Origin of the sequence: Ciceribacter thiooxidans (assembly GCF_014126615.1) — a bacterium.
Lineage (GTDB): Bacteria > Pseudomonadota > Alphaproteobacteria > Rhizobiales > Rhizobiaceae > Allorhizobium > Allorhizobium thiooxidans.
The window spans coordinates 2,828,861-2,848,400 of record NZ_CP059896.1; the positions used below are offsets into that span (position 1 = coordinate 2,828,861).

General features: G+C 63.9%; 14 protein-coding genes, 1 tRNA gene and 1 pseudogene. 6 read left to right on the forward strand and 10 right to left on the reverse strand.

Features of this window, described 5'->3' with window-relative positions; genetic code table 11:
• Positions 1-7 precede the first annotated feature (7 nt).
• Positions 8-691 carry a phosphoribosyltransferase gene (locus H4I97_RS13840; protein ID WP_182305238.1) on the reverse strand — a complete coding sequence of 228 codons (684 nt, stop codon included), beginning with the start codon at positions 689-691 and terminating at the stop codon, positions 8-10.
• Between the two features lie 93 nt (positions 692-784).
• Positions 785-1,051: a hypothetical protein gene (locus H4I97_RS13845; protein ID WP_244658654.1), complete on the reverse strand. Its 267-nt coding sequence runs from the start codon at positions 1,049-1,051 to the stop codon at positions 785-787.
• Positions 1,052-1,311: 260 nt separating this feature from the next.
• Here H4I97_RS13845 and H4I97_RS13850 point away from each other — a divergent pair, with 260 nt between their 5' ends.
• Positions 1,312-1,743, forward strand: a complete 432-nt coding sequence (locus H4I97_RS13850) for a DUF1810 domain-containing protein (RefSeq protein ID WP_182305239.1) — start codon at positions 1,312-1,314, stop codon at positions 1,741-1,743.
• Positions 1,744-1,821: 78 nt separating this feature from the next.
• On the opposite strand, the gene H4I97_RS13855 is transcribed toward H4I97_RS13850, so the two are convergent.
• Both H4I97_RS13855 and H4I97_RS13860 read right to left on the reverse strand, forming a co-directional pair.
• Positions 1,822-1,898, reverse strand: a tRNA-His gene (locus H4I97_RS13855).
• A 137-nt stretch (positions 1,899-2,035) separates the two neighbouring features.
• Positions 2,036-2,485, reverse strand: a complete 450-nt coding sequence (locus H4I97_RS13860) for a phasin (protein ID WP_182305240.1) — start codon at positions 2,483-2,485, stop codon at positions 2,036-2,038.
• Between the two features lie 229 nt (positions 2,486-2,714).
• Between H4I97_RS13860 and H4I97_RS13865 the strand changes: the two genes are divergently transcribed.
• Together H4I97_RS13865 and H4I97_RS13870 are read left to right on the forward strand one after the other, a co-directional pair.
• Positions 2,715-6,158, forward strand: a complete 3,444-nt coding sequence (locus H4I97_RS13865; protein ID WP_182305241.1) for an ATP-binding protein — start codon at positions 2,715-2,717, stop codon at positions 6,156-6,158.
• Between the two features lie 214 nt (positions 6,159-6,372).
• On the forward strand, positions 6,373-7,944 hold the full coding sequence (locus H4I97_RS13870) for an ABC transporter permease (RefSeq protein WP_182307659.1): 1,572 nt from the start codon (positions 6,373-6,375) through the stop codon (positions 7,942-7,944).
• Positions 7,945-7,966: 22 nt separating this feature from the next.
• On the opposite strand, the gene H4I97_RS13875 is transcribed toward H4I97_RS13870, so the two are convergent.
• Positions 7,967-9,919: an acetoacetate--CoA ligase gene (locus tag H4I97_RS13875; protein ID WP_182305242.1), complete on the reverse strand. Its 1,953-nt coding sequence runs from the start codon at positions 9,917-9,919 to the stop codon at positions 7,967-7,969.
• Between the two features lie 181 nt (positions 9,920-10,100).
• On the opposite strand from H4I97_RS13875, the gene H4I97_RS13880 reads away from it, so the two are divergent.
• On the forward strand, positions 10,101-11,918 hold the full coding sequence (locus H4I97_RS13880) for an AsmA family protein (protein ID WP_182305243.1): 1,818 nt from the start codon (positions 10,101-10,103) through the stop codon (positions 11,916-11,918).
• Between the two features lie 9 nt (positions 11,919-11,927).
• Here the strand turns inward: H4I97_RS13880 and H4I97_RS13885 are convergent, their stop codons facing one another.
• The 5 genes and pseudogenes from H4I97_RS13885 to H4I97_RS13905 all read right to left on the reverse strand — a co-directional run bounded on the left by H4I97_RS13885 (position 11,928) and on the right by H4I97_RS13905 (position 17,566).
• On the reverse strand, positions 11,928-12,743 hold the full coding sequence (locus tag H4I97_RS13885; protein WP_182305244.1) for an ABC transporter permease: 816 nt from the start codon (positions 12,741-12,743) through the stop codon (positions 11,928-11,930).
• A 9-nt stretch (positions 12,744-12,752) separates the two neighbouring features.
• Positions 12,753-13,658 carry an ABC transporter permease subunit gene (locus tag H4I97_RS13890; RefSeq protein WP_210297081.1) on the reverse strand — a complete coding sequence of 302 codons (906 nt, stop codon included), beginning with the start codon at positions 13,656-13,658 and terminating at the stop codon, positions 12,753-12,755.
• A gap of 10 nt (positions 13,659-13,668) precedes the next feature.
• A complete protein-coding gene (locus H4I97_RS13895; RefSeq protein WP_182305246.1) occupies positions 13,669-14,829 on the reverse strand; it encodes an ABC transporter ATP-binding protein in 1,161 nt (386 codons plus the stop codon).
• 89 nt (positions 14,830-14,918) lie between these two features.
• The gene (locus H4I97_RS13900; protein WP_182305247.1) at positions 14,919-16,016 is read right to left on the reverse strand and encodes a polyamine ABC transporter substrate-binding protein; all 1,098 of its coding nucleotides are present in this window, start codon (positions 16,014-16,016) and stop codon (positions 14,919-14,921) included.
• 126 nt (positions 16,017-16,142) lie between these two features.
• Positions 16,143-17,566, reverse strand: a pseudogene (locus H4I97_RS13905) (helix-turn-helix domain-containing protein).
• Between the two features lie 237 nt (positions 17,567-17,803).
• Here H4I97_RS13905 and aceA point away from each other — a divergent pair.
• Both aceA and H4I97_RS13915 read left to right on the forward strand, forming a co-directional pair.
• Complete coding sequence (aceA, locus tag H4I97_RS13910; RefSeq protein ID WP_182305248.1) at positions 17,804-19,093, forward strand: isocitrate lyase; 1,290 nt, start codon at positions 17,804-17,806, stop codon at positions 19,091-19,093.
• Between the two features lie 160 nt (positions 19,094-19,253).
• Positions 19,254-19,499, forward strand: coding sequence for an SMc00767 family acetate metabolism repressor (locus H4I97_RS13915; RefSeq protein ID WP_182305249.1), 246 nt, complete (start codon positions 19,254-19,256; stop codon positions 19,497-19,499).
• The last annotated feature ends 41 nt before the right edge of the window (positions 19,500-19,540 follow it).

The following is a 19,540-nucleotide window of genomic DNA, read 5'->3' on the forward strand; positions in this document are numbered from 1 at the left end:
GACGGCCTCAGGCCGGCGGAGGGCCACCGCCCGCCGGGCTCGCGGCGGCCGGCTTCGCGGCAGCATCGAGGCAGGCGACGACGTCGGCATCTTCAAGCTGGAGAAAATGGCGATAGTGGGCGCCGACGGCACCGATCGGGCCGAGGTCTTCGAGGCAAATGACCTTTTCGGCGAGTTCCTCGAGTTCGGGGATCAGGCTTGCCGGTATAACCGGCATGGCAACGACGATATGGCGCGGGTTCTTTGCGGCGAGGCCCTTGAGAGCGGCCTTCAACGTCGCGCCCGTCGCCACGCCGTCGTCCACGACGATCGCCGTCCTGCCGCCGACCGGGACGGGCTCGCGCCCCTTGAGGTAGACACCGCGGCGGCGCTCGATCTCTTCGAGCTGCTTGCGGCAGGCGGCGTCGAAATCCTTGTCCGAGATACCGGCATAGCGGATCACGTCTTCGTTGCGCACGACCTCCGGGCGATCACCGTCGACGATCGCGCCCATGGCAACTTCCGGCTGGAATGGCACACCGATCTTGCGCACCAGGAGAAGATCGAGCGGCAGACCGAGTGCCCGCGCGACGGGCAGGCCGACCTCGACGCCGCCCCGCGGCAGCGCGAGCACCACGGCGTCCGTACCGCGATAGGCGGCGAGCACTGTGGCGAGCCGTTCGCCCGCCTCTTCCCGATCGGCAAAGGACATGGGCCATCTCCCTTCGAAGAGCAGCTTGCAGGTTCTTGCGCAAGCATAACGCCGCCGACGGGCTCGCCGCAATCGCGCGATCGTCGCGGCAGCTCAGCCCGTGGACCCGCTGGTCTCCCCGCGCCCCCAGGCTTCGGCCCAGTCCATCAGCCGCAGCATGTCGCGCTTCAGCTGCTCCTGGCGGACGATCACATCCGCATGTTCGAGATTGCTGCGCGGATCGTAGAAGGTCGCAATCTCGGTCCCGGCGGCACGCCGCGCCGTCTCGAGCTGTACCTTCAGCGCGCCGACCTCGGCCTTGGTTTCAAAGTAGCGCTTCATCACCCGGATCAGGGTGACGTCGTCTTCAGAAATATCCAAGGGTTACCTCCCTCATGCTTCTTATTCGAGCGGGCTCTCTCATCCGATTCGGATGGCAAAGTCACGGCAGGAATTCCGCGCGGCCGGTTCTCGCCGAGCGCCTTCCTTGTCCCCGGCAGCCAAGATCACGGCATTTTCAGGCGAAAAATGGGCAGAATGCTACCTGTTGCAATCCTGCACGGCTGCGCGAAAATCGGCTGCCCGATGAGGACAGCCGGTCCGCCGCGTCCGCATGCGGGAGGAAGACGGAGGAGAGCCGTATGCAGAGCGACGATTTCGATCTCGACCGCTTCGTCGAGGCGCAGGCCCCGGTCTATGCTGACGTGCTCCGGGAATTACGCGAGGGCCGCAAGCGGACGCACTGGATGTGGTTCGTCTTTCCGCAGCTCTCCGGCCTCGGCCACTCGCCGATGGCGCAATATTATGGCATCGCCTCGCTCGACGAGGCCCGCGCCTATCTCACCCATCCGCTGCTCGGGCCGCGGCTGACGGAATGCGTCGAAGCCGTTCTCTCGCATCCCGAGCGGAGCGCGAACGCGATCTTCGGCACCCCTGACGACGCCAAGTTCCGTTCGTGCCTGACGCTCTTTCTGGCGGCGGATGCCGCGGATCACCCTTTCGGCGAGGCGCTCCGGCATTTCTATGTCAGTTCAGACCCGCGCACGCTCTCGCTCCTCGGGCAGGAGAAATAGCGAAGCCGAGACGAGCATGTGCCCGGACCAAGCGACGGTCACGGCACGGCGATTTTGGGAAATGTTCAAAAGGAGAAATGGTACGGTTGGTGGGAATCGAACCTACGACCTCAGGTGCCACAAACCTGCGCTCTAACCAACTGAGCTACAACCGCACAACCAGCGTCCGGGGACGTTGTAGGGGGTCACATACGAGCACTCGGCGATTTTTTCAAGCCCTTTTCGACACGGACAAAAAAAGACCGGAGCAAAGCCCCGGTCCTTTCATTCCGACGATACGGATAGGCGCGGATCAGGCAACCTTCAGCGAGGACATGGCCTTGTCGGCGGCTTCCTTGCCCTGCTTGGTAACGGTCTCGGCAACCTTCTTGGCGGCTTCCTGCATGGCCTTCGCCTGCTCGACAGTAACTTCGGCCTGCTTGCGCAGGAACGCGGTCTGGAGTTCGACGAGTTCGGCAACCGACTTCACACCGAGCAGGGCTTCCATGTGCGAGATCGACATGTCAGCGTTGGTGCGCAGGGCTTCGATGGCCTTGAGGCCGAGTTCGACGGTACCGGCCTGGGCGGTCTGCATCGTGTTCTCGACTGTCTTGCTGGCTTCCTCGGCGGCGGTCTTCATCTTGGCATAGGCGTCCTTCGACTGGGCGGCGCCCTTTTCGGCGAAGTCGCGGAAGGTCTCGGTGAACTTCGACGGGTCGAAGGCCGAGAAGGAGAAGACGTCGTTGTTCTTTGCATTTGCCATTTCAATGCGCTCCTGTGTTGGGACCTCTGAGGCATCCCGAATTGTTTGGATATCCCTTATATAGCACCTCCTCTTGTGCATTGCAACATTTTTGTGCGACGCACAATAGGCGGATCGGTTAACCGTGTTCCCCGAAAGCCCCGTGCCGCGCTGGACCCTCGCGGCACCCGGAGATATTAAGAATCTGTTAATTGCCGAACAGTGCGGCGGTTGCTAACTTAGGTCCATCATGCCCGTTCAGCAGTACCCGTTCATCGACGTCGCCGTGCACGAGAGTGTCCGCGGGCGCTTTGCGCGCGGCGAGGCCCTTGTGCTGTTTTCCACCGGGCTCGAGCAGGTGCTCTGGGCGAACGGCGCGGGCGCGCGCTTCTTCGGCAACGGCTCCATCTACGACTTTCTCGACCAGGGACCGGATCGGAGCGACCTCGCCTTTCGCCAGATCGAGTCGACGGCGCGGCAGTTGCAGAAGGTCGGCGAGCAGCGTTCGCTGCTTCTGCGCCTGACCCAGGGTTTCCAGCGCGTCCCGGTCCAGGCGACGGCGGAGATGGTCGAGATCCGCGCCGGTGAGCCCGTGGTCCTGCTCGCAATCCCGCCGACCGGCCCCCGACCGAGCGTCGACGAATGCGCCAGCGAGATGCTGACAGGGCTCGACGACCCGGACACGCACATGGCCATGCTCGCGGCCGACGGCCGTATCGTTGCCGCCTCGCCTGCCTTTTCAGCCCTGTCGATCACTCAGCAGACGGCACGTACGCTGGTGGCGCTCGTCGATGCCGACCGTGACCGGCTGGTGAAGCGTCCGATCCCGACCGGCCGCGGCTATCTGCCGGCGGCAATCGGCAAGGTCGCCGACGAGCCGCCGCTCTATCTCCTCTTCGCCGTAGAGACGATCCTCGGCAATCTCGATCCGAGCGACGGCTTCGAAGAGCCCGCGACAGAATCGCCGGCGGAAGAGGAATCGCCGGCCGAGGATACCGCCGCCTACGGTGCCGTGGTCGACGCGATCGGCGACATCGAGGAGATCGAGGCGGCGCCCGAGGTCCTGACGCCCGACGTAGAAGGCGCAGAGACGGAAGAGGCCGAGGCGGAAGAAACCGTCCTTCCCGTCGCCGACGCTCCTGAACCTCCGGCCGAAGAAGCCGTGGCATCCATCGAAGCGCAAGCCGCGCAGGAAGAGCCGCGCGAAGATGCGGAGCTTCCTGCCGCGGTTGAGAATGCTGCCGCACCCGAGGTGCCTGCGGCCACGTCCGAGACGAAATCCGGCGACGGCTTCATCTACCGTCCGAGCAATCGCGCCTCTCGCTTCGTCTGGAAGATCGATGCCGAAGGCCGTTTCAGCGAGGTCTCGAAGGAATTCGCCGAAGCTGTCGGGCCGCACTCGGCGGCGATCGAAGGGCGGTCGTTCGTCGAAGTCGCACAGACCTTCAACCTCGATCCCGAGGGAAAGATCGCCGACCTCCTGAAGCGTCGCGACACGTGGTCTGGACGTACCGTCACCTGGCCGGTGGAAGGCACGACCTTGCGCGTGCCCGTCGATCTCGCCGCGCTTCCCACCTACGACCGCAACCGCGATTTCGACGGCTTCCGCGGCTTCGGCATCGTGCGGCTGGCGGATGCCGTGGTGGACCCCGCCAGCACCGGTCTGACGCTCGGCGCTCCTTCCGAAGAGGTCTCGCCGCCGGTCGCAGAGACCCCGGAAGCCGCGGCAGCGGTGCCGCCGGAAACTTCCATTGCCCGTGAAACCGTAGAAAAGTGGGAGGAACCCTCCCAGCCGGAAAGCGAGCCTCCGGCGCTTCTCATCTCCGAGACACCCGGCAAGCGACATTCCGACAAGGTGGTGCAGCTCGAAGAGCGGCGCGCGCGCACCCGTGACGGCCTCACACCGGGCGAGCAGGCAGCTTTCCGCGAGATCGCCCGCCGGCTCGAGGCGAACGGCCTGATCGGCGCCGAAGCGCCGCAACAGGAACAGGGCCGTGACAGTGCTGCGGAGCCGCCGATCGACGAGGCCCGTCAGCCCGAGCCGCAAACCTCGACGTCTGAAACAGAAGAGAAGGCGGAGGAACAAACGGCAGCCGTCATGGAGAAGCCCGCTGAATCCGCCCCGGCTCAGCCGACGGAGGACCTCTCGCCGGCTGCATCCCCTGCCCAGCCACGCAGCCGTCGCGATATCGGCCTGTCGCCGGATGTGGTCGACCTGATGCCCGTGGCACTGCTCATCCATGTCGGCGACCGGCTGATCCACGCCAATCCCGAATTCCTGAACCTCACCGGCTACAGCTCTCTGGACGCGTTGGGAGAGGCCGGCGGCCTCGACGCCCTGCTTCAGCGCCAGGAGCTGGAAGGCGCCGCCGACCAGGCGAGCGGCATGGTGGTGGTGCGTGCAGACGATCAGCTGGTGCCGGTCACCGCACGCCTGCAGTCGGTACGCTGGGAGCAGTCGAGCGCGCTCCTGCTCGCCCTCATCCCCACCGAGGCGCCCGTCAAGGCCGCGCGGCCCCCGGTGCAACTAACCGTCGTCGAGCCCACGCCCAAGCCTGCCGACGAAGACCCGGCGCTGAAGGCCGAAATCGAGGAACTGCGTTCGATCCTCGAAACGGCCACCGACGGCGTCGTCGTCCTCGGCCCCGAGGGGGACATCCGCTCGATGAACCGCGCGGCAAGCGCGCTCTTCAACTTCGACGACGCGGAGACCCGCGGCAAACCCTTCGTGATGCTCTTCGCCCACGAGAGCCAGAAGGCGGTGCTCGACTATCTGGCGGGCCTTGCCGGCCATGGTGTCGCGAGCGTCCTGAACGACGGGCGCGAGGTGATCGGTCGTGAGGCGTCCGGCGGCTTCCTGCCGCTCTTCATGACCATCGGCAAGCTTGCCTCCTCGAACGGCTATTGCGCGGTCATCCGCGACATCACGCAATGGAAGCGGACCGAGGAGGAGCTGCGCAACGCCAAGCGCGCCGCCGAGACCGCCAATACCCACAAAAGTGACTTCCTCGCACGCGTCAGCCACGAAATCCGCACGCCGCTCAACGCGATCATCGGCTTCGCCGACATGATGGCCGGCGAGCGCTTCGGCCCGATCGGCCACCCGCGCTACACCGAATACGCCAACGACATCGTTCGCTCCGGCCGCCACGTGCTCGACATCGTCAACGACCTCCTCGACATTTCGAAGATCGAGGCGGGCGAGATGGAACTCGACTTCGAGGCCGTCGGGCTCAACGAAGCCGTCGCTTCCGCAGTCTCGCTCGTCCAGCCGCAGGCGAACACGCAACGCGTGATCATCCGTACGGCGCTGTCGCAGTCCGTGCCGAACGTCGTCGCCGACCTTCGTTCGGTGAAGCAGATCGTCCTCAACATTCTCGCGAATGCCATTCGCTTCACGCCCTCGGGCGGACAGATCATCGTATCGACCTCCTATGAGAGCAACGGCAGCGTCGTCCTGCGCATCCGCGACACCGGCATCGGCATGTCGCGCACCGAACTCGAGATGGCGATGAAGCCGTTCCGGCAGGTCGCCGCCGGCGGCCGTGGCCGCAGCGACGGCACCGGGCTCGGCCTGCCGCTGACCAAAGCGATGGTGGATGCCAACCGGGCGAGCTTCGCGATCCACTCGGCGCCGAACGAAGGCACGCTCGTCGAGATCACCTTCCCCTCGCCGCGGGTGCTGGCGAACTGACGCCGCGCCTGGCGGCAACGCAGCCGGTTCCCTTCCCTATCCGTTTCCGCTAGATGGTCGTCGTGGATCGCCCGTCGCGGGCGAGCATCTGGTATCGGAGGCGAAGGGCTTGTCGGTCGAAACGTCCGGAACAGCGACAGGATACGCAAGACCGGCGCAAGGCCGCGTCAGGGTTGCAGCCGTCTCGGCGGTCATCGCCGCGCTCGTCGTGACCATGCCGATCATCGCGATCTTCGTGATCGGGCTCGGCGACGGCGGCGACTGGCAACATATGCTGACCAATGTCGTGCCGCGGGCGACCGGCCGTACGCTGGCATTGCTTGCCGCCACCGGGGTTTTCACCGGCATTTTCGGGATCGGAGCCGCCTGGCTCGTCGCCTCCTGCGATTTCCCGCTGCGGCGCTTTCTTTCCTCCGCGCTGGTGCTGCCGCTTGCGATCCCGTCCTATCTCGCGGCCTACGCCTTCGGCGAATTCCTCGATTTCACCGGCCCGGTACAGAGCGCCTATCGCGCGCTCTTCGGCTTCCGGTCGGCCCGTGACTACAGCTTTCCCGACATCCGTTCGCTCGGCGGGGCCGTGCTGGTGATGTCGGCGGTGCTCTATCCTTACGTCTATCTCGCCTGCCGTTCGATGTTCGTCATGCAGGGCCGGGCCGCGGCCGACGTCGCGCGCACCCTCGGCGCGGGACCGCTCAGGGTCTTCGCCCGCGTGCAGATCCCGATGGCGCGGCCGGCGATCGTCGTCGGGCTGACGCTGGTCATGATGGAAACGCTGAACGACATCGGCGCGGTCGAATATCTCGGCGTCAACACGCTCACCTTCTCGATCTACGACACCTGGCTCAACCGGGGCAGCCTTTCGGGTGCGGCCCAGATCGCCTGCGTCATGCTCGTCTTCGTGGTCGGCCTGCTTGTGGTCGAGCGTCGCGCCCGGCGCCTGCAGCGCTTTTCCTCCAACAAGACGACGGCGGTCGTTCCCGACGCGGTGCGCCTGAAGCTCACGGGCCCCCGTCGCTGGAGCGCGACCGTCTTCTGCAGCATTCCGGTTCTCGTCGGCTTCGTGACGCCGGTCGCCGTTCTCTCGAGTTTCGCGCTCCGCCGCCTCGACGTCTTCGCGGACACGCGCCTCCTGAAGGCGTTCGGCCATTCGATACTGGTTTCCTCATCGGCGGCCGTGGCGACGATCCTTCTCGCCTTCATGCTCGCCTATGCCGCACGCACCGAGCGCACCAGACTGACGGCAGGTGCAAGCCGCCTCGCCTCGCTCGGCTATGGCGTGCCGGGAACGATCCTCGGCATGGGCGTGCTGATCCCGCTCGCGGCGATCGACAACGCCGTCGACGGTGCGCTGCGCTCGACCTTCGGCGTCTCGACGGGCCTGCTGCTGTCCGGCACCGGCTTTGCGATCGTCTACGCCGCGACCGTGCGTTTCCTCACGATGGCGGAGGGCACCATCGACGCCGGCTTCCACAAGCTCTCGCCACATCTCGACATGGCAGCGCGGGCGCTCGGGCGAACCCGTTTCCAGACGCTGAAGGAAGTGCTGCTGCCCAACATGCGGCCGGCCGTGTTGACCGCAGCCCTCCTCGTCTTCATCGAGACGATGAAGGAATTGTCGGCGACGATCCTGCTTCGCCCCTTCAACTTCAACACGCTGGCGACCCTCGTTTACGAGGACGCCTCACGAGCCAAGGTGCAGGACGCCTCGGTCGCCGCACTCATCATCATTATCGCGGGGCTGATCCCGGTCGTGCTCGTCTCGCGCTCGCTCGAGAACCGGGGCTGAACGCCCCGGCTCCGCGAGACGATCAGGACTTCAGTTCTTCGAGATCGGCGAAAAGGTCGAGCGCTTCCGGATTGGCGAGCGCCTCCTTGTTCTTCACCGGCCGGCCATGCACGACGTCACGAACGGCGAGCTCGACGATCTTGCCGGATTTCGTCCGCGGGATGTCGGAGACGGCAATCACCTTGGCCGGCACGTGTCGCGGCGAAGCGCCGGTGCGGATGCGGTTCTTCACCTTCTTCACCAGGTCGTCATCGAGACTGAGGCCGGTCGCAAGCCGGAGGAAAAGCACGACACGCACGTCGTCATCCCAGTCCTGTCCGATGCAGAGCGCCTCGACCACCTCTTCCAGCTGTTCGACCTGGTTGTAGATCTCCGCCGTGCCGATGCGTACGCCTCCCGGATTGAGCGTGGCATCCGAGCGCCCATGGATGATGATGCCGTCGTGGCTCGTCCATTCGGCGAAATCGCCATGGCACCAGACATTGTCGAAGCGCTCGAAATAGGCGGCGCGGTACTTCACCCCATCGGGATCGTTCCAGAACATCACCGGCATCGACGGGAAGGCCCTGGTGCAGACCAGCTCCCCCTTCTCGCCGCGCACCGGCTTGCCTTCGTCGTCCCAGACGTCGACGGCGAGGCCGAGCCCCGGTCCCTGGATTTCGCCACGCCAGACGGGTTTGAGCGGATTACCGAGGACGAAGCAGGAGACGATGTCGGTGCCGCCGGAGATCGAGGCGAGATGGAGATCAGACTTGATGCCCTCGTATACGAAGGAGAAGCCCTCCGGCGAGAGCGGCGATCCGGTCGAGGTCATCAGCCGCAGCGACGACAGATCGTGGGTGGTCTTCGGCGTGAAGCCTCCCTTGCGCACCGCGTCGATGTACTTGGCGGACGTCCCGAAGATCGCGAACTGTTCGGCTTGCGCGTAGTCGAAGAGAACGTTGCCGTCAGGATAGAAAGGCGAACCGTCGTAGAGGCAGAGGGTGGCGCCCGACGCGAGGCCGGAAACGAGCCAGTTCCACATCATCCAGCCGCAGGTGGTGAAATAGAAGAACTTCTCGCCGGCGCGGAGACCACAATGGAAGCGCTGCTCCTTCAGATGCTGCAGAAGCGTCCCGCCCGCCGAATGCACGATGCATTTCGGAATGCCGGTCGTGCCGGAAGAAAAGAGGATATAGAGCGGATGGGAGAACGGCAGCCGTAGGTATTCGACGGGTTTCGCCTGCCAGGGCGCCATGAAGGCCGCAAACGTCCTGCCGTCCGGAAGCGAGCCTGCGAGCGCATCCGCATCTCCGGCATAGGGCACGACGAGAACCGGGCACCCGAGCTTCTCGGCAACCGCCCGCACCTTTTCTGCCACGTCCTGCTTCTTGCCGTTGTACCAGTAGCCGTCGCAGCAGATGAAGAGCTTCGGTTCGATCTGGCCGAAGCGGTCGAGCACACCCTGCTCGCCGAAATCCGGGGAGCAGGATGACCAGATCGCCCCGAGGGACGCCGCAGCCAACATCAGCGCCACCGTCTCCGGCATGTTCGGCATCATTGCGGCGACCCGGTCGCCCTCCCCGATGCCGAGGCTCCGGAAGGCCTGCTGCAGGCGCGAAACCGTCGATCGCAATCGGTCCCACGACCAGCGGTCTTCGGCCTTGTCTTCGCCACGGAAAACAATGGCGTCCCCGTCGCCGGCGAGCGGCAGCAGGTTTTCGGCGAAATTGAGCCGGGCATCAGGAAAGAACCGGGCGGCGAGCATGTCGTCGCCCTCAGCGAGCAGGTGCTCACCCTTCTCGCCCTTGACGTCGCAATAATCCCAGACGGCTGACCAGAAGGCGCTGCGATCGGCGATCGACCAGTCGTAGAAGACGTCGTAATCGCGAAAATCACGCTTCGTGCGCTCGCCGCACCATTGCATGAACTGATAAAGCGGGGTCGACTTTCGGAATTCCTCAGACGGCGACCAAAGCGGCATTTCGTGTTGCATGGCGTCCTCCTCACGTCCTTTGCCTGTATAGCAGTTTGCACCGCAATATAAAGATCGCCGGCGCGGTAAGCGGGCGAATTGCCAGTCGCGGGCATTTGCGATATCGGCGGTCGAGACGCCGCATCGCCAAAACATTGTAACGGGCTTACATTCGAGCATGACCGACGAACGGAGCAGACCCTTGCGCAGGAAGAGGAGCCGGCAGAAGCGGAAGGCGGAACGCGTCCTGCAATGGACACTCGTCGCCGTCCTCGCGGTGCTTTCGGTCTATCTCGTCTCCCGCCTTGCCGCTCCCTATCTCGTGTCAAGCAGCCTCGTTCGCTCGGCGATGGAACGAGCCGTGGCGGAATGGACCGGGCACACCGTCCGGATCGACGGGACGCCTGAAATCTCTTTCTTCCCGGAGCCGCGGATCACCCTCAACGGCGTGCGGATCAGCAAGCCGACAGCCGACGGGGACAAGGTGCTGGCAGAAATCGAACGGCTCTCAGCCTCGTTCGGGCTGCTCGACGCGGTCGGTGGCGCACCGGAATTTCGCGAGTTTCGCCTGGTGCGGCCCCATGTCTTCGTCGAGCGCGACGCGCAAGGACGGCTCGACTGGGCGAGCGAGGGACGCCTGAGCAGGGCGGTGAAGAGCGTTCGTCCGCGCGAAGGCGGACACCAGACGCTGGAGGCAGCCGCCGACGCCGAGGTCGGCTCGGTGACGGTCGAGGAAGGCAGCATCGCGATCCACGATCAGGCATCGCGGCGAACCTTCGTCATCGACGGCATTCTGGCCGACGTCTCCTGGCCGCGGCTTTCCTCCACACTCACCGCCTATGCAACGCTCCGGATCGGGGGGCGAGAGGCCCGGCTGGATCTCTCGACGCCGCAACCGCTGCTGTTCTTCGGCGGACGTGAGGCATCGATCGGGCTCGCCTGGAGTTCGCCGATCCTGACCGCGTCGTTCGACGGGCGCGCGAGCATCGCAGGGGACGACCTGGTCTCCGGCACACTGAAAGCCAACGTCGCGGACGTCAAATCCCTCGCAGCCCTGAGCGGTACGCACCTGCCGGGCATAGAGACTGCCCGCACCGCCAGCGTGTCCGCCGAGCTCTTAAAGGCGGGTCGCGACCTGCGGTTCGACCAGTTGGACCTCACGGTCGACGACGCGCATGCGACCGGCATTCTCGAACTGTCGCCACCGGAGCGCGGGCGGCGCCGGCTTTCCGGCACGCTCGCCTTCGACCGTATAGACGTCACCCGACTGCTCGACGCCTTTTCCCAGAAAGACGGCTCTGGCGAGCCCCCCGTGCGCCAGCTCGATTTCGATCTTTCGCTCTCGGCAGGCGAAGCACAGCTTGCGTCCTTCACGATCGAGAACATCGCTGCGAGCCTGCTCGCAACACGCGACAAGATTCAGTTCGACATTGCCGACGGGACGTTTGCGAGCGGCCGGCTGCAGGTACGGCTCGACGGTATCGGCCCGAGTTTTGCGGGCGGCGGCGCATTACAGCTCTCGCTCGCCGATGCCGACTTGCCGGATCTTGGCGGACGACTCGCGCTCAAGGGCCCGCTGCCGAGCGGTCGAGGATCGCTGGACCTCGCCCTCAAGGCGGACCGGCCCATATGGGCGGCTGGCCCCGCCGCCATCAACGGCACGATGCGTTTCGCGGCCAGCGCCGGCGCCCTGCGGGGTGTCGATCCCGTGGCACTGCGTCGCCTCGCAGGAGAAAAGCCTTTCTTCCATCTCAGCGAAGCGCGCGGCGCCGACCTGCCCTTCGACACACTCGTTTTCGCAGCTCACCTCTCCGCAGGATCAGCGACGATCGACGAGGCACGGCTCGAAGGATCTTCGGCAGGCCTGCAGCTTTCCGGCATCATTCCCTATGCGAGTCAGGCGCTCGCACTTTCGGCCGTTCTCTCGTCGCCGTCCGCCACCGGGGAAGCCGCTGCACCACCGCTTCGCTTCTTCATCGGCGGCTCCTGGCCGGATCCCGTACTGTCACCGGCGCCTTGAGAAATTCCGTCACGCCTGGGTCGCGGCGACGTGCTCATCGCGCAGGCGCTGCAATTCGCGCTGCTTGGTCGTGATCGAGGCGATGATGACACCGATGGTCACGATGCCGATGAGGATGGTGCAGACGGCGTTGATCTCCGGCGTAACCCCCAGTCGGACCTGCGAATAGATCTTGATCGGCAGGGTCGTCGCTCCGGGACCGGTGGTGAAACTCGAGATGACCAGATCGTCGAGCGACAGCGTGAAGGCGAGCATCCAGCCGGAGACGACGGCCGGCATGATGAGCGGCAGCGTGATCCTGAAGAAGGTCCGGACCGGCGGGCAGCCGAGATCGAGCGCGGCTTCCTCCAGACTGCGGTCGAAAGTCAGCAGCCGCGACTGCACGACGATCGCCACGTAGCACATCGTGAAGGTGACGTGGGCGAGCGTCAACGTCAGCATGCCGCGATCGAGGCCGACCGCGACGAACAGCAGAAGCAGCGACAAGCCGGTGATGACCTCCGGCATGACGAGCGGCGCGTAGACCATGCCGGAAAACAGTATCCGCCCCGGAAACCGGCCGTAGCGCACCAGCGCCAGCGCTGCCAGCGTTCCAAGGACCGTGCCTGACGTAGCGCTGATCAGGCCGACACGGATCGTCACCCAGGCGGCATCGAGGAGGCCCTGGTTCTGCCAGAGCGCACCATACCATTTGAGCGAAAAACCGCCCCACACGGTGACGAGTTTCGATTCGTTGAAGGAATAGATGACGAGGATGACGATCGGGAGATAGAGGAAAGCGAACCCGATGGTGAGGACGGTGGCGTCGAACTTGCCCGGTTTCATGGCGTCACCTCACACCTTCTGCTGCTGGTTCTGGAAGATCATGATCGGGATGACCAGCAGCAGAAGCAGCACCACGGCGACCGCGGAGGCGAGCGGCCAGTCGCGGTTGCCGAAGAACTCCGTCCAGAGTGTCTTGCCGATCATCAAGGTGTTCGGGCCGCCGAGCAGATCGGGGATGACGAACTCGCCGGTGATCGGGATGAAGCAGATCATGGAACCGGCGATCACGCCGGGGATCGACAGCGGGAAGGTGATGCGCCAGAAGGCCTTCCACGGCGGGCAACCGAGGTCGCTCGCCGCCTCCAGCAGCGTGCCGTCGAGCTTTTCGAGCGCCGAATAGAGCGGCAGTACCATGAAGGGCAGATAGGAATAGACGATGCCTATGAAGATCGCCGTTTCGGTGCGGAAGATCTGCACCTGCTGATCCGGTCCGTAGATGTGCAAAGCCTGCAGCACGAGCGTCAGAAGCCCCTCCGGCTTGAGAATGCCGATCCAGGCGTAGACGCGGATCAGGAACGAGGTCCAGAAAGGCAGGATGACCAGCATCAGCAGCGTCGGGCGGATGGTCACCGACGCCCGTGCCATGCCGAGCGCGATCGGATACCCGATCAGCAGAAGAAGAAAGGTGGAAATCACCGCGATACGCAGCGACGACAGGTAAGCACTGTAATACAGCGGGTCTTCAGTCAGAAAGAGATAGTTTTCGAGATCGAGCTGGGAGACGAAGCCGCGAAGCGCGGAAAAGCCCTCGAATACGGGGAGGTAAGGCGGCATCGCGATCGCGGTGTCGGAAAGAGAAATCTTCACGACGATCAAGAAGGGCGCAAGAAAGAAAAGCGCCATCCACGCATAGGGAACGAGAACGACGAGCCAGCGCGCCGGGCTTGCCTTGGGGAGCGATATCTCTCCTTCCATCATCCCCTCCTCAGCGCGTCAGCACGAGACCGGCATCGGCCGGCCAGGTCAGCCATACCATGTCGCCGTAAGTGATTGGCCGATCGACGAGACGGGAAATGTTCGCCTGCGCCGCGCGGAAGGTGCGGCCGTCCTCCAGCTTGACGACGAAGACCGAAAAGTCACCGAGGTAGCCGATGTCCCAGACCTCGCCATAGAGGGCGTTGGTCGCGGTTTCCGCTGGCTTGTCCAGCGAGATGCGCACCTTTTCGGGGCGGACCGCGAAAGCGACGCTCGCGCCGGGGGCCACGTCGCATTGCTGCTCGACCGCCGCGGTGAAGCTTCCGCAAGACACCCTGACCATTTCGCTGCCGTTGCGACCGTCATTTGCCCGGCCCTCGAAGGTGCCTTCGACGATATTGATGTCGCCGATGAAATCCGCGACGTAGCGGCTGTTCGGTGCCTCGTAGATCTCCGCCGGCGTCGCCACCTGCACGATGACGCCCTTGTCCATGACGGCGATCCGGTCGGAAACCGTCATCGCCTCTTCCTGGTCGTGGGTAACGATCAGGAAGGTAAGGCCGAGCGTCGTCTGGATGTCGATCAATTCGAACTGCGTCTCCTCCCGCAACTTGCGATCAAGGGCGCCGAGCGGCTCGTCGAGCAACAATACCTTCGGGCGCTTGGCGAGAGAACGGGCAAGCGCCACGCGCTGACGCTGGCCACCTGAAAGCTGGTTCGGCTTGCGCTTGGCGAACTGCTCGAGCTTGACGAGCTTCAGCATCTCCTGGACGCGCGCGTCGATCTCGCCTTTCGGCAGCTTGTCCTGCTCGAGGCCGAAGGCGATGTTCTTCTCGACGGTCATGTGCGGGAAGAGCGCGTAGGACTGGAACATCATGTTGGTCGGCCGCCGATAGGGCGGCACGCCGGAAATGTCCTTGCCCTGCAGCAGGATGCGCCCCTCGGTGGGTTCTTCAAAGCCCGCCAGCATGCGCATTAGTGTGGTCTTGCCGCAACCGGACGGTCCGAGCAACGAGAAGAATTCCCGCTCATAAATGTCGAGGCTGAGATTGCTGACCGCCGTGAAGTCACCGAAGCGCTTGGTGACGTTCTCGAAGCGGATGAAGGGTACCGCCCCCGGATCGGTCCATGGTGAGAATTTTCGCTTTACCGGTCCCAGAGACTTCGCCATAGCCCGACCCAAATTCCTGAATGTAAAAGATTATTCCGTCAAAACGACACCGGGCGCGTCGATGCGCGCCCGGTCAATTCGCCTGCGGGTCAGTTGCCCGTTTTTATCTGTGTCCAGACACGGTTGAGGACACGCTGTTCCTTCGGGCCATAGGGAGAGATGGTGAAGAGCTTCTTCATCGTCTCCGGATCGGGATAGACGGAGGGGTTCTTGAAGACGCTCTCATCGAGCAGCGACTGCGAGGCGAGGTTGCCGTTCGCATACTGGACGTAGTTGGAAGCCTTGGCGATGACGTCGGGCTTCATCAGGAAGTTGATGAATTCGTGGGCTTCTTCGACGTTCTTGGCGTCCGCCGGGATCGCCAGGTTGTCGAACCACATATAGGTGCCTTCCTTCGGAATGACATATTCAATGTGGACGCCATTATTGGCTTCTTCGGCGCGGGCCTTGGCCTGCAGCACGTCGCCGGACCAGCCGATGGTCATGCAGATGTCGCCGTTGGCGAGGTCGTCGATGTAGGCCGACGAGTTGAAGGTCTTCACCGACGGACGGATGTTCATGTAGACCTTGCCGCCCTCTTCGAGTTCAGCCGCATCCTTGCTGTCCGGGTTCTTGCCGACGTAGTTGAGTGCGATCGCGAAGGTCTCGTCGGAGGCGTCGAGGATGTTGACACCGCAGGATTTCAGCTTCTCGGCATTCTCCGGCTTGAAGAGAACGTCCCAGCTGTCGACCGGAACGTCGCCGAGCGCAGCCTTTACCTTGTCGACATTGTAGCCGATGCCGGTCGTGCCCCACATGTAGTTGACGGCGTATTCATTGCCGGGGTCGTACTTGGCCAGGCGCTCCATGACGTCCGGCCACATGTTCTTCAGGTTCGGCAGCTTCGATTTGTCGAGCTTCTGGAACACGCCGGCCTGGATCTGGCGGGCGAGGAAGGGAGCGGTCGGAACGACGACGTCATAGCCCGAGCCGCCGGCGAGCAGCTTGGTCTCGAGCAGTTCGTTGCTGTCGAACACGTCGTAGACAACCTTGATCCCGGTCTCCTTGGTGAACTCTTCCAGGACCGATTCGTCGATGTAGTCCGACCAGTTGTAGACGTGAACCACGCGCTCCTGCGCGTTCGCGACGGTCGCAAACAGCAACGTCGCCGTGGCTGCGGACGCCAAACGAATGAAAGCGGATCTCATAATATCTCCTGTCTTATATTCCCCGGGGTGGGCGAACGCCCTTCATTATTCTTGGTTTTTGGCAGACTAGAAAGGAAATCAACAGGCGACAAGGGGAAAAAGGCGACGTCGAGAAGAAGAAGTCGCTCACTGGAAGTCGAAGGCGGAAAGCCCGGTCACCATCTCGTCCAGGCCGAGCGGACGCGTCACCGGAGGCTCGGCGCGGGCGAGACAGCCCTGCCTCTCGCAGAGCCGGCACACCGTACCGACGGCAACCGGCGGCAAGCCGCCGGCGACCGCCTGCCCGTAGACCACTTCGTCGCGATAGGCGATGTCGCAGCCGAGCAGCAGCGCCGTGCGCCGCACCCGCTCGTTGAACCCCGCCTGCGGCCCGTCGAGAGTCCGCGAAACCGTCAGGAAGCCGGTGCCGTCGGGCATCTCCACGTGGTCGACGAGGACTTGCGCCGGCTGGGCGAAGGCGGCGTGAATATTGAGCTTCGGACAACCGCCGCCGAATTTCGCCTGCGGGAAGCCGTTCGCACCGGCCTTGCGGAAACGATGGCCGGCATTGTCGACCTCGAGCATGAAGAAGGGAATGCCTGCCGCACCGGGGCGCTGCAGCATCGTCAACCGGTTCGCCACCTGTTCGTAGGAGACGGAAAAGCGCGAGCGCAGGACGTCGACGTCATATCGGGCACGCTGGGCCGCCGAAAGAAAGGCGCCGTAGGGCATGACGAGCGCATGGGCGGCATAACGGGCAAGCTCGAAACGGCCGAGACGCTTCGCCTCGCCGGTCGAGAAGGAGAGCGCCTCAAGCTCGGCGAGAATCTCCTCGCCCAGAGCCAGCAGACAGACCTCCATGGCGATTTCCCGCAACTGGTCGAAAGGTGACAGACGCTCGGACAGGAAGAGACGCATCGAGTGCCGGTCGTAGCGCCGGCGCAAATTGGGCATAGCGTGAATCGGCAGCGCCCGCACGACGATGCCGTGCTTCACCCGCAGCCAGTTCTTCAGCGCGACAGCGAGGTCATCGCCTGCCGAAAGACCGAGCTCGGCGTGAAACGCCTCGGCCGTGTCCTCGATGCGGGCAAAGAAGTTCGGCCGTTTCTCGAAGGTCTCCCGCACCTCGTCGATCGGCAGCCGGGTACCGGAGAGCGACGTCGCGTGCCCCTCGCGAGCCAGAAGCTCGGCGAGGTCCGTCAGGCGACCCGCCTGCTCACGATAGGCCCGGTAGAGCTTGATCACGCCGTTCGCGGCATTGGGTGCGGCCTCGGCCACCTCGATGAGCTCCTGGTCGCCCGGCACCTCGCCGGCAAGCAGGGGATCGCCAAAGACCTCGCGCAACTGGCTCGCGGTACCGCCGGCCTCCCCTGCAGTTCATCGAGATCGACCTTGTAGACGGTGGCCAGTTTCAGCAGGAGCTGTACCGTCAGCGGGCGTTGGTTGCGCTCGATCAGGTTCAGGTAGGACGGCGAGATTTCCAGCGCCTCGGCCATGGCTGTCTGGGTCAGGCCCAGACCGTTGCGGATACGCCGGACCCTGGGGCCTGCGAAGATCTTGTGTTCCGCCATTTTACATACCTTTACAGAACGGCACCGACCTGACGCCTCGGAATACCTTTACTACTTTTACAATTTTACAGCGCTGCGTTGTCAAACGCAATACATCCTAACCTCTTTCATCCCGTTGTTTTATCGAATTTTCTGGTCGTTTTTTGCGCCGCACTGTAAATATCGTCACATCAAGAGCGAGAAGCCGCGGATCAGAAAACCGGACTTCTTGAGCACCGGAGCAAAAGGGAGTTTGCTATGACTGATTTTTACAATCTCGTTCCGAGCGCGCCGAAGGACCGCTATGACGGCATCCAGCGTCCCTATACGCCGGAAGACGTCAAGCGCCTGCGCGGGTCGGTCGAGATCAAGTACTCGCTCGCCGAAATGGGGGCGAACCGGCTGTGGAAGCTGATCAACGAGGAGCCCTTCGTCAATGCGCTCGGTGCGCTCTCCGGCAACCAGGCCATGCAGATGGTCCGTGCCGGCCTGAAGGCAATCTACCTCTCCGGCTGGCAGGTTGCTGCCGACGCCAACACCGCATCCGCCATGTATCCGGACCAGTCGCTCTATCCGGCAAACGCCGCACCGGAGCTTGCCAAGCGCATCAACCGCACGCTGCAGCGCGCCGACCAGATCGAAACGTCCGAAGGCAAGGGCCTTTCGGTCGACACCTGGTTCGCTCCGATCGTCGCTGACGCGGAAGCAGGCTTCGGTGGCCCGCTCAACGCCTTTGAAATCATGAAGGCCTTCATCGAGGCGGGTGCTGCCGGCGTTCACTTCGAGGACCAACTCGCATCGGAAAAGAAGTGCGGCCATCTCGGCGGCAAGGTTCTGATCCCGACCGCCGCACATATCCGTAACCTGACCGCTGCGCGCCTGGCCGCCGACGTCATGGGTGTTCCGACGCTGATCGTCGCCCGTACCGACGCGGAAGCCGCGAAGCTCCTGACGTCGGACATCGACGAGCGCGACAAGCCCTTCGTCGACTACGACGCCGGCCGCACCGCGGAAGGCTTCTACCAGGTCAAGAACGGCATCGAGCCCTGCATTGCACGCGCCATCGCCTATGCTCCGCATTGCGACCTGATCTGGATGGAAACCGGCAAGCCGGACCTCGAACAGGCCCGCAAGTTTGCCGAGGCCGTGCAGAAGGCGCATCCGGGCAAGAAGCTCGCCTACAACTGCTCGCCGTCGTTCAACTGGAAGAAGAACCTCGACGACGCGACGATCGCCAAGTTCCAGAAGGAGCTGGGTGCGATGGGCTACAAGTTCCAGTTCATCACGCTCGCCGGCTTCCATCAGCTGAACTTCGGCATGTTCGAGCTCGCCCGCGGCTACAAGGATCGCCAGATGGCGGCCTATTCGGAGCTGCAGCAGGCGGAATTCGCGGCCGAGGCCAACGGTTACACGGCGACCAAGCACCAGCGCGAAGTCGGCACCGGCTACTTCGACGCCGTCTCGCTCGCCATCACCGCCGGCCAGTCGTCGACGACCGCGATGAAGGAATCGACCGAAACCGAGCAGTTCAAGCCGGCGGCTGAATAAGGATCGCACCCTCCCCTCGAGGGGGAGGGTCGGCACGCAAGTGCCGGGGTGGGGTGACCTTCGCAACCGCTAAAGGTTCACCCCACCCGCAGCTACGCTGCGACCTCCCCCCTCAAGGGGGAGGTGCTTCAAGAACCCCACATATAAGAGGAGAAATGCAATGACACCCCAGACCCGAGTCAAGGAACGCGCAGAAGAACAGGCATCGGCAATGACCGCCGATCAGCAGGCAATGATCCGCATGGTTGCGAACGACCTGCACCGCCTGAACCAGTCCGTCATGAAGGCCGTCGATGCCGGCGTATCCGTCGAGCTCGTCCGCTCTGCGCGCCATCACGGCGGCGACGGCAACTGGGGTGACCTGCTGATCCCGGTCATCGTAACTCAGGGGCGCAACGCCGCCTGACGAAACCCATCCCCAACCCGGCACCATCCATGAGTGCCGGA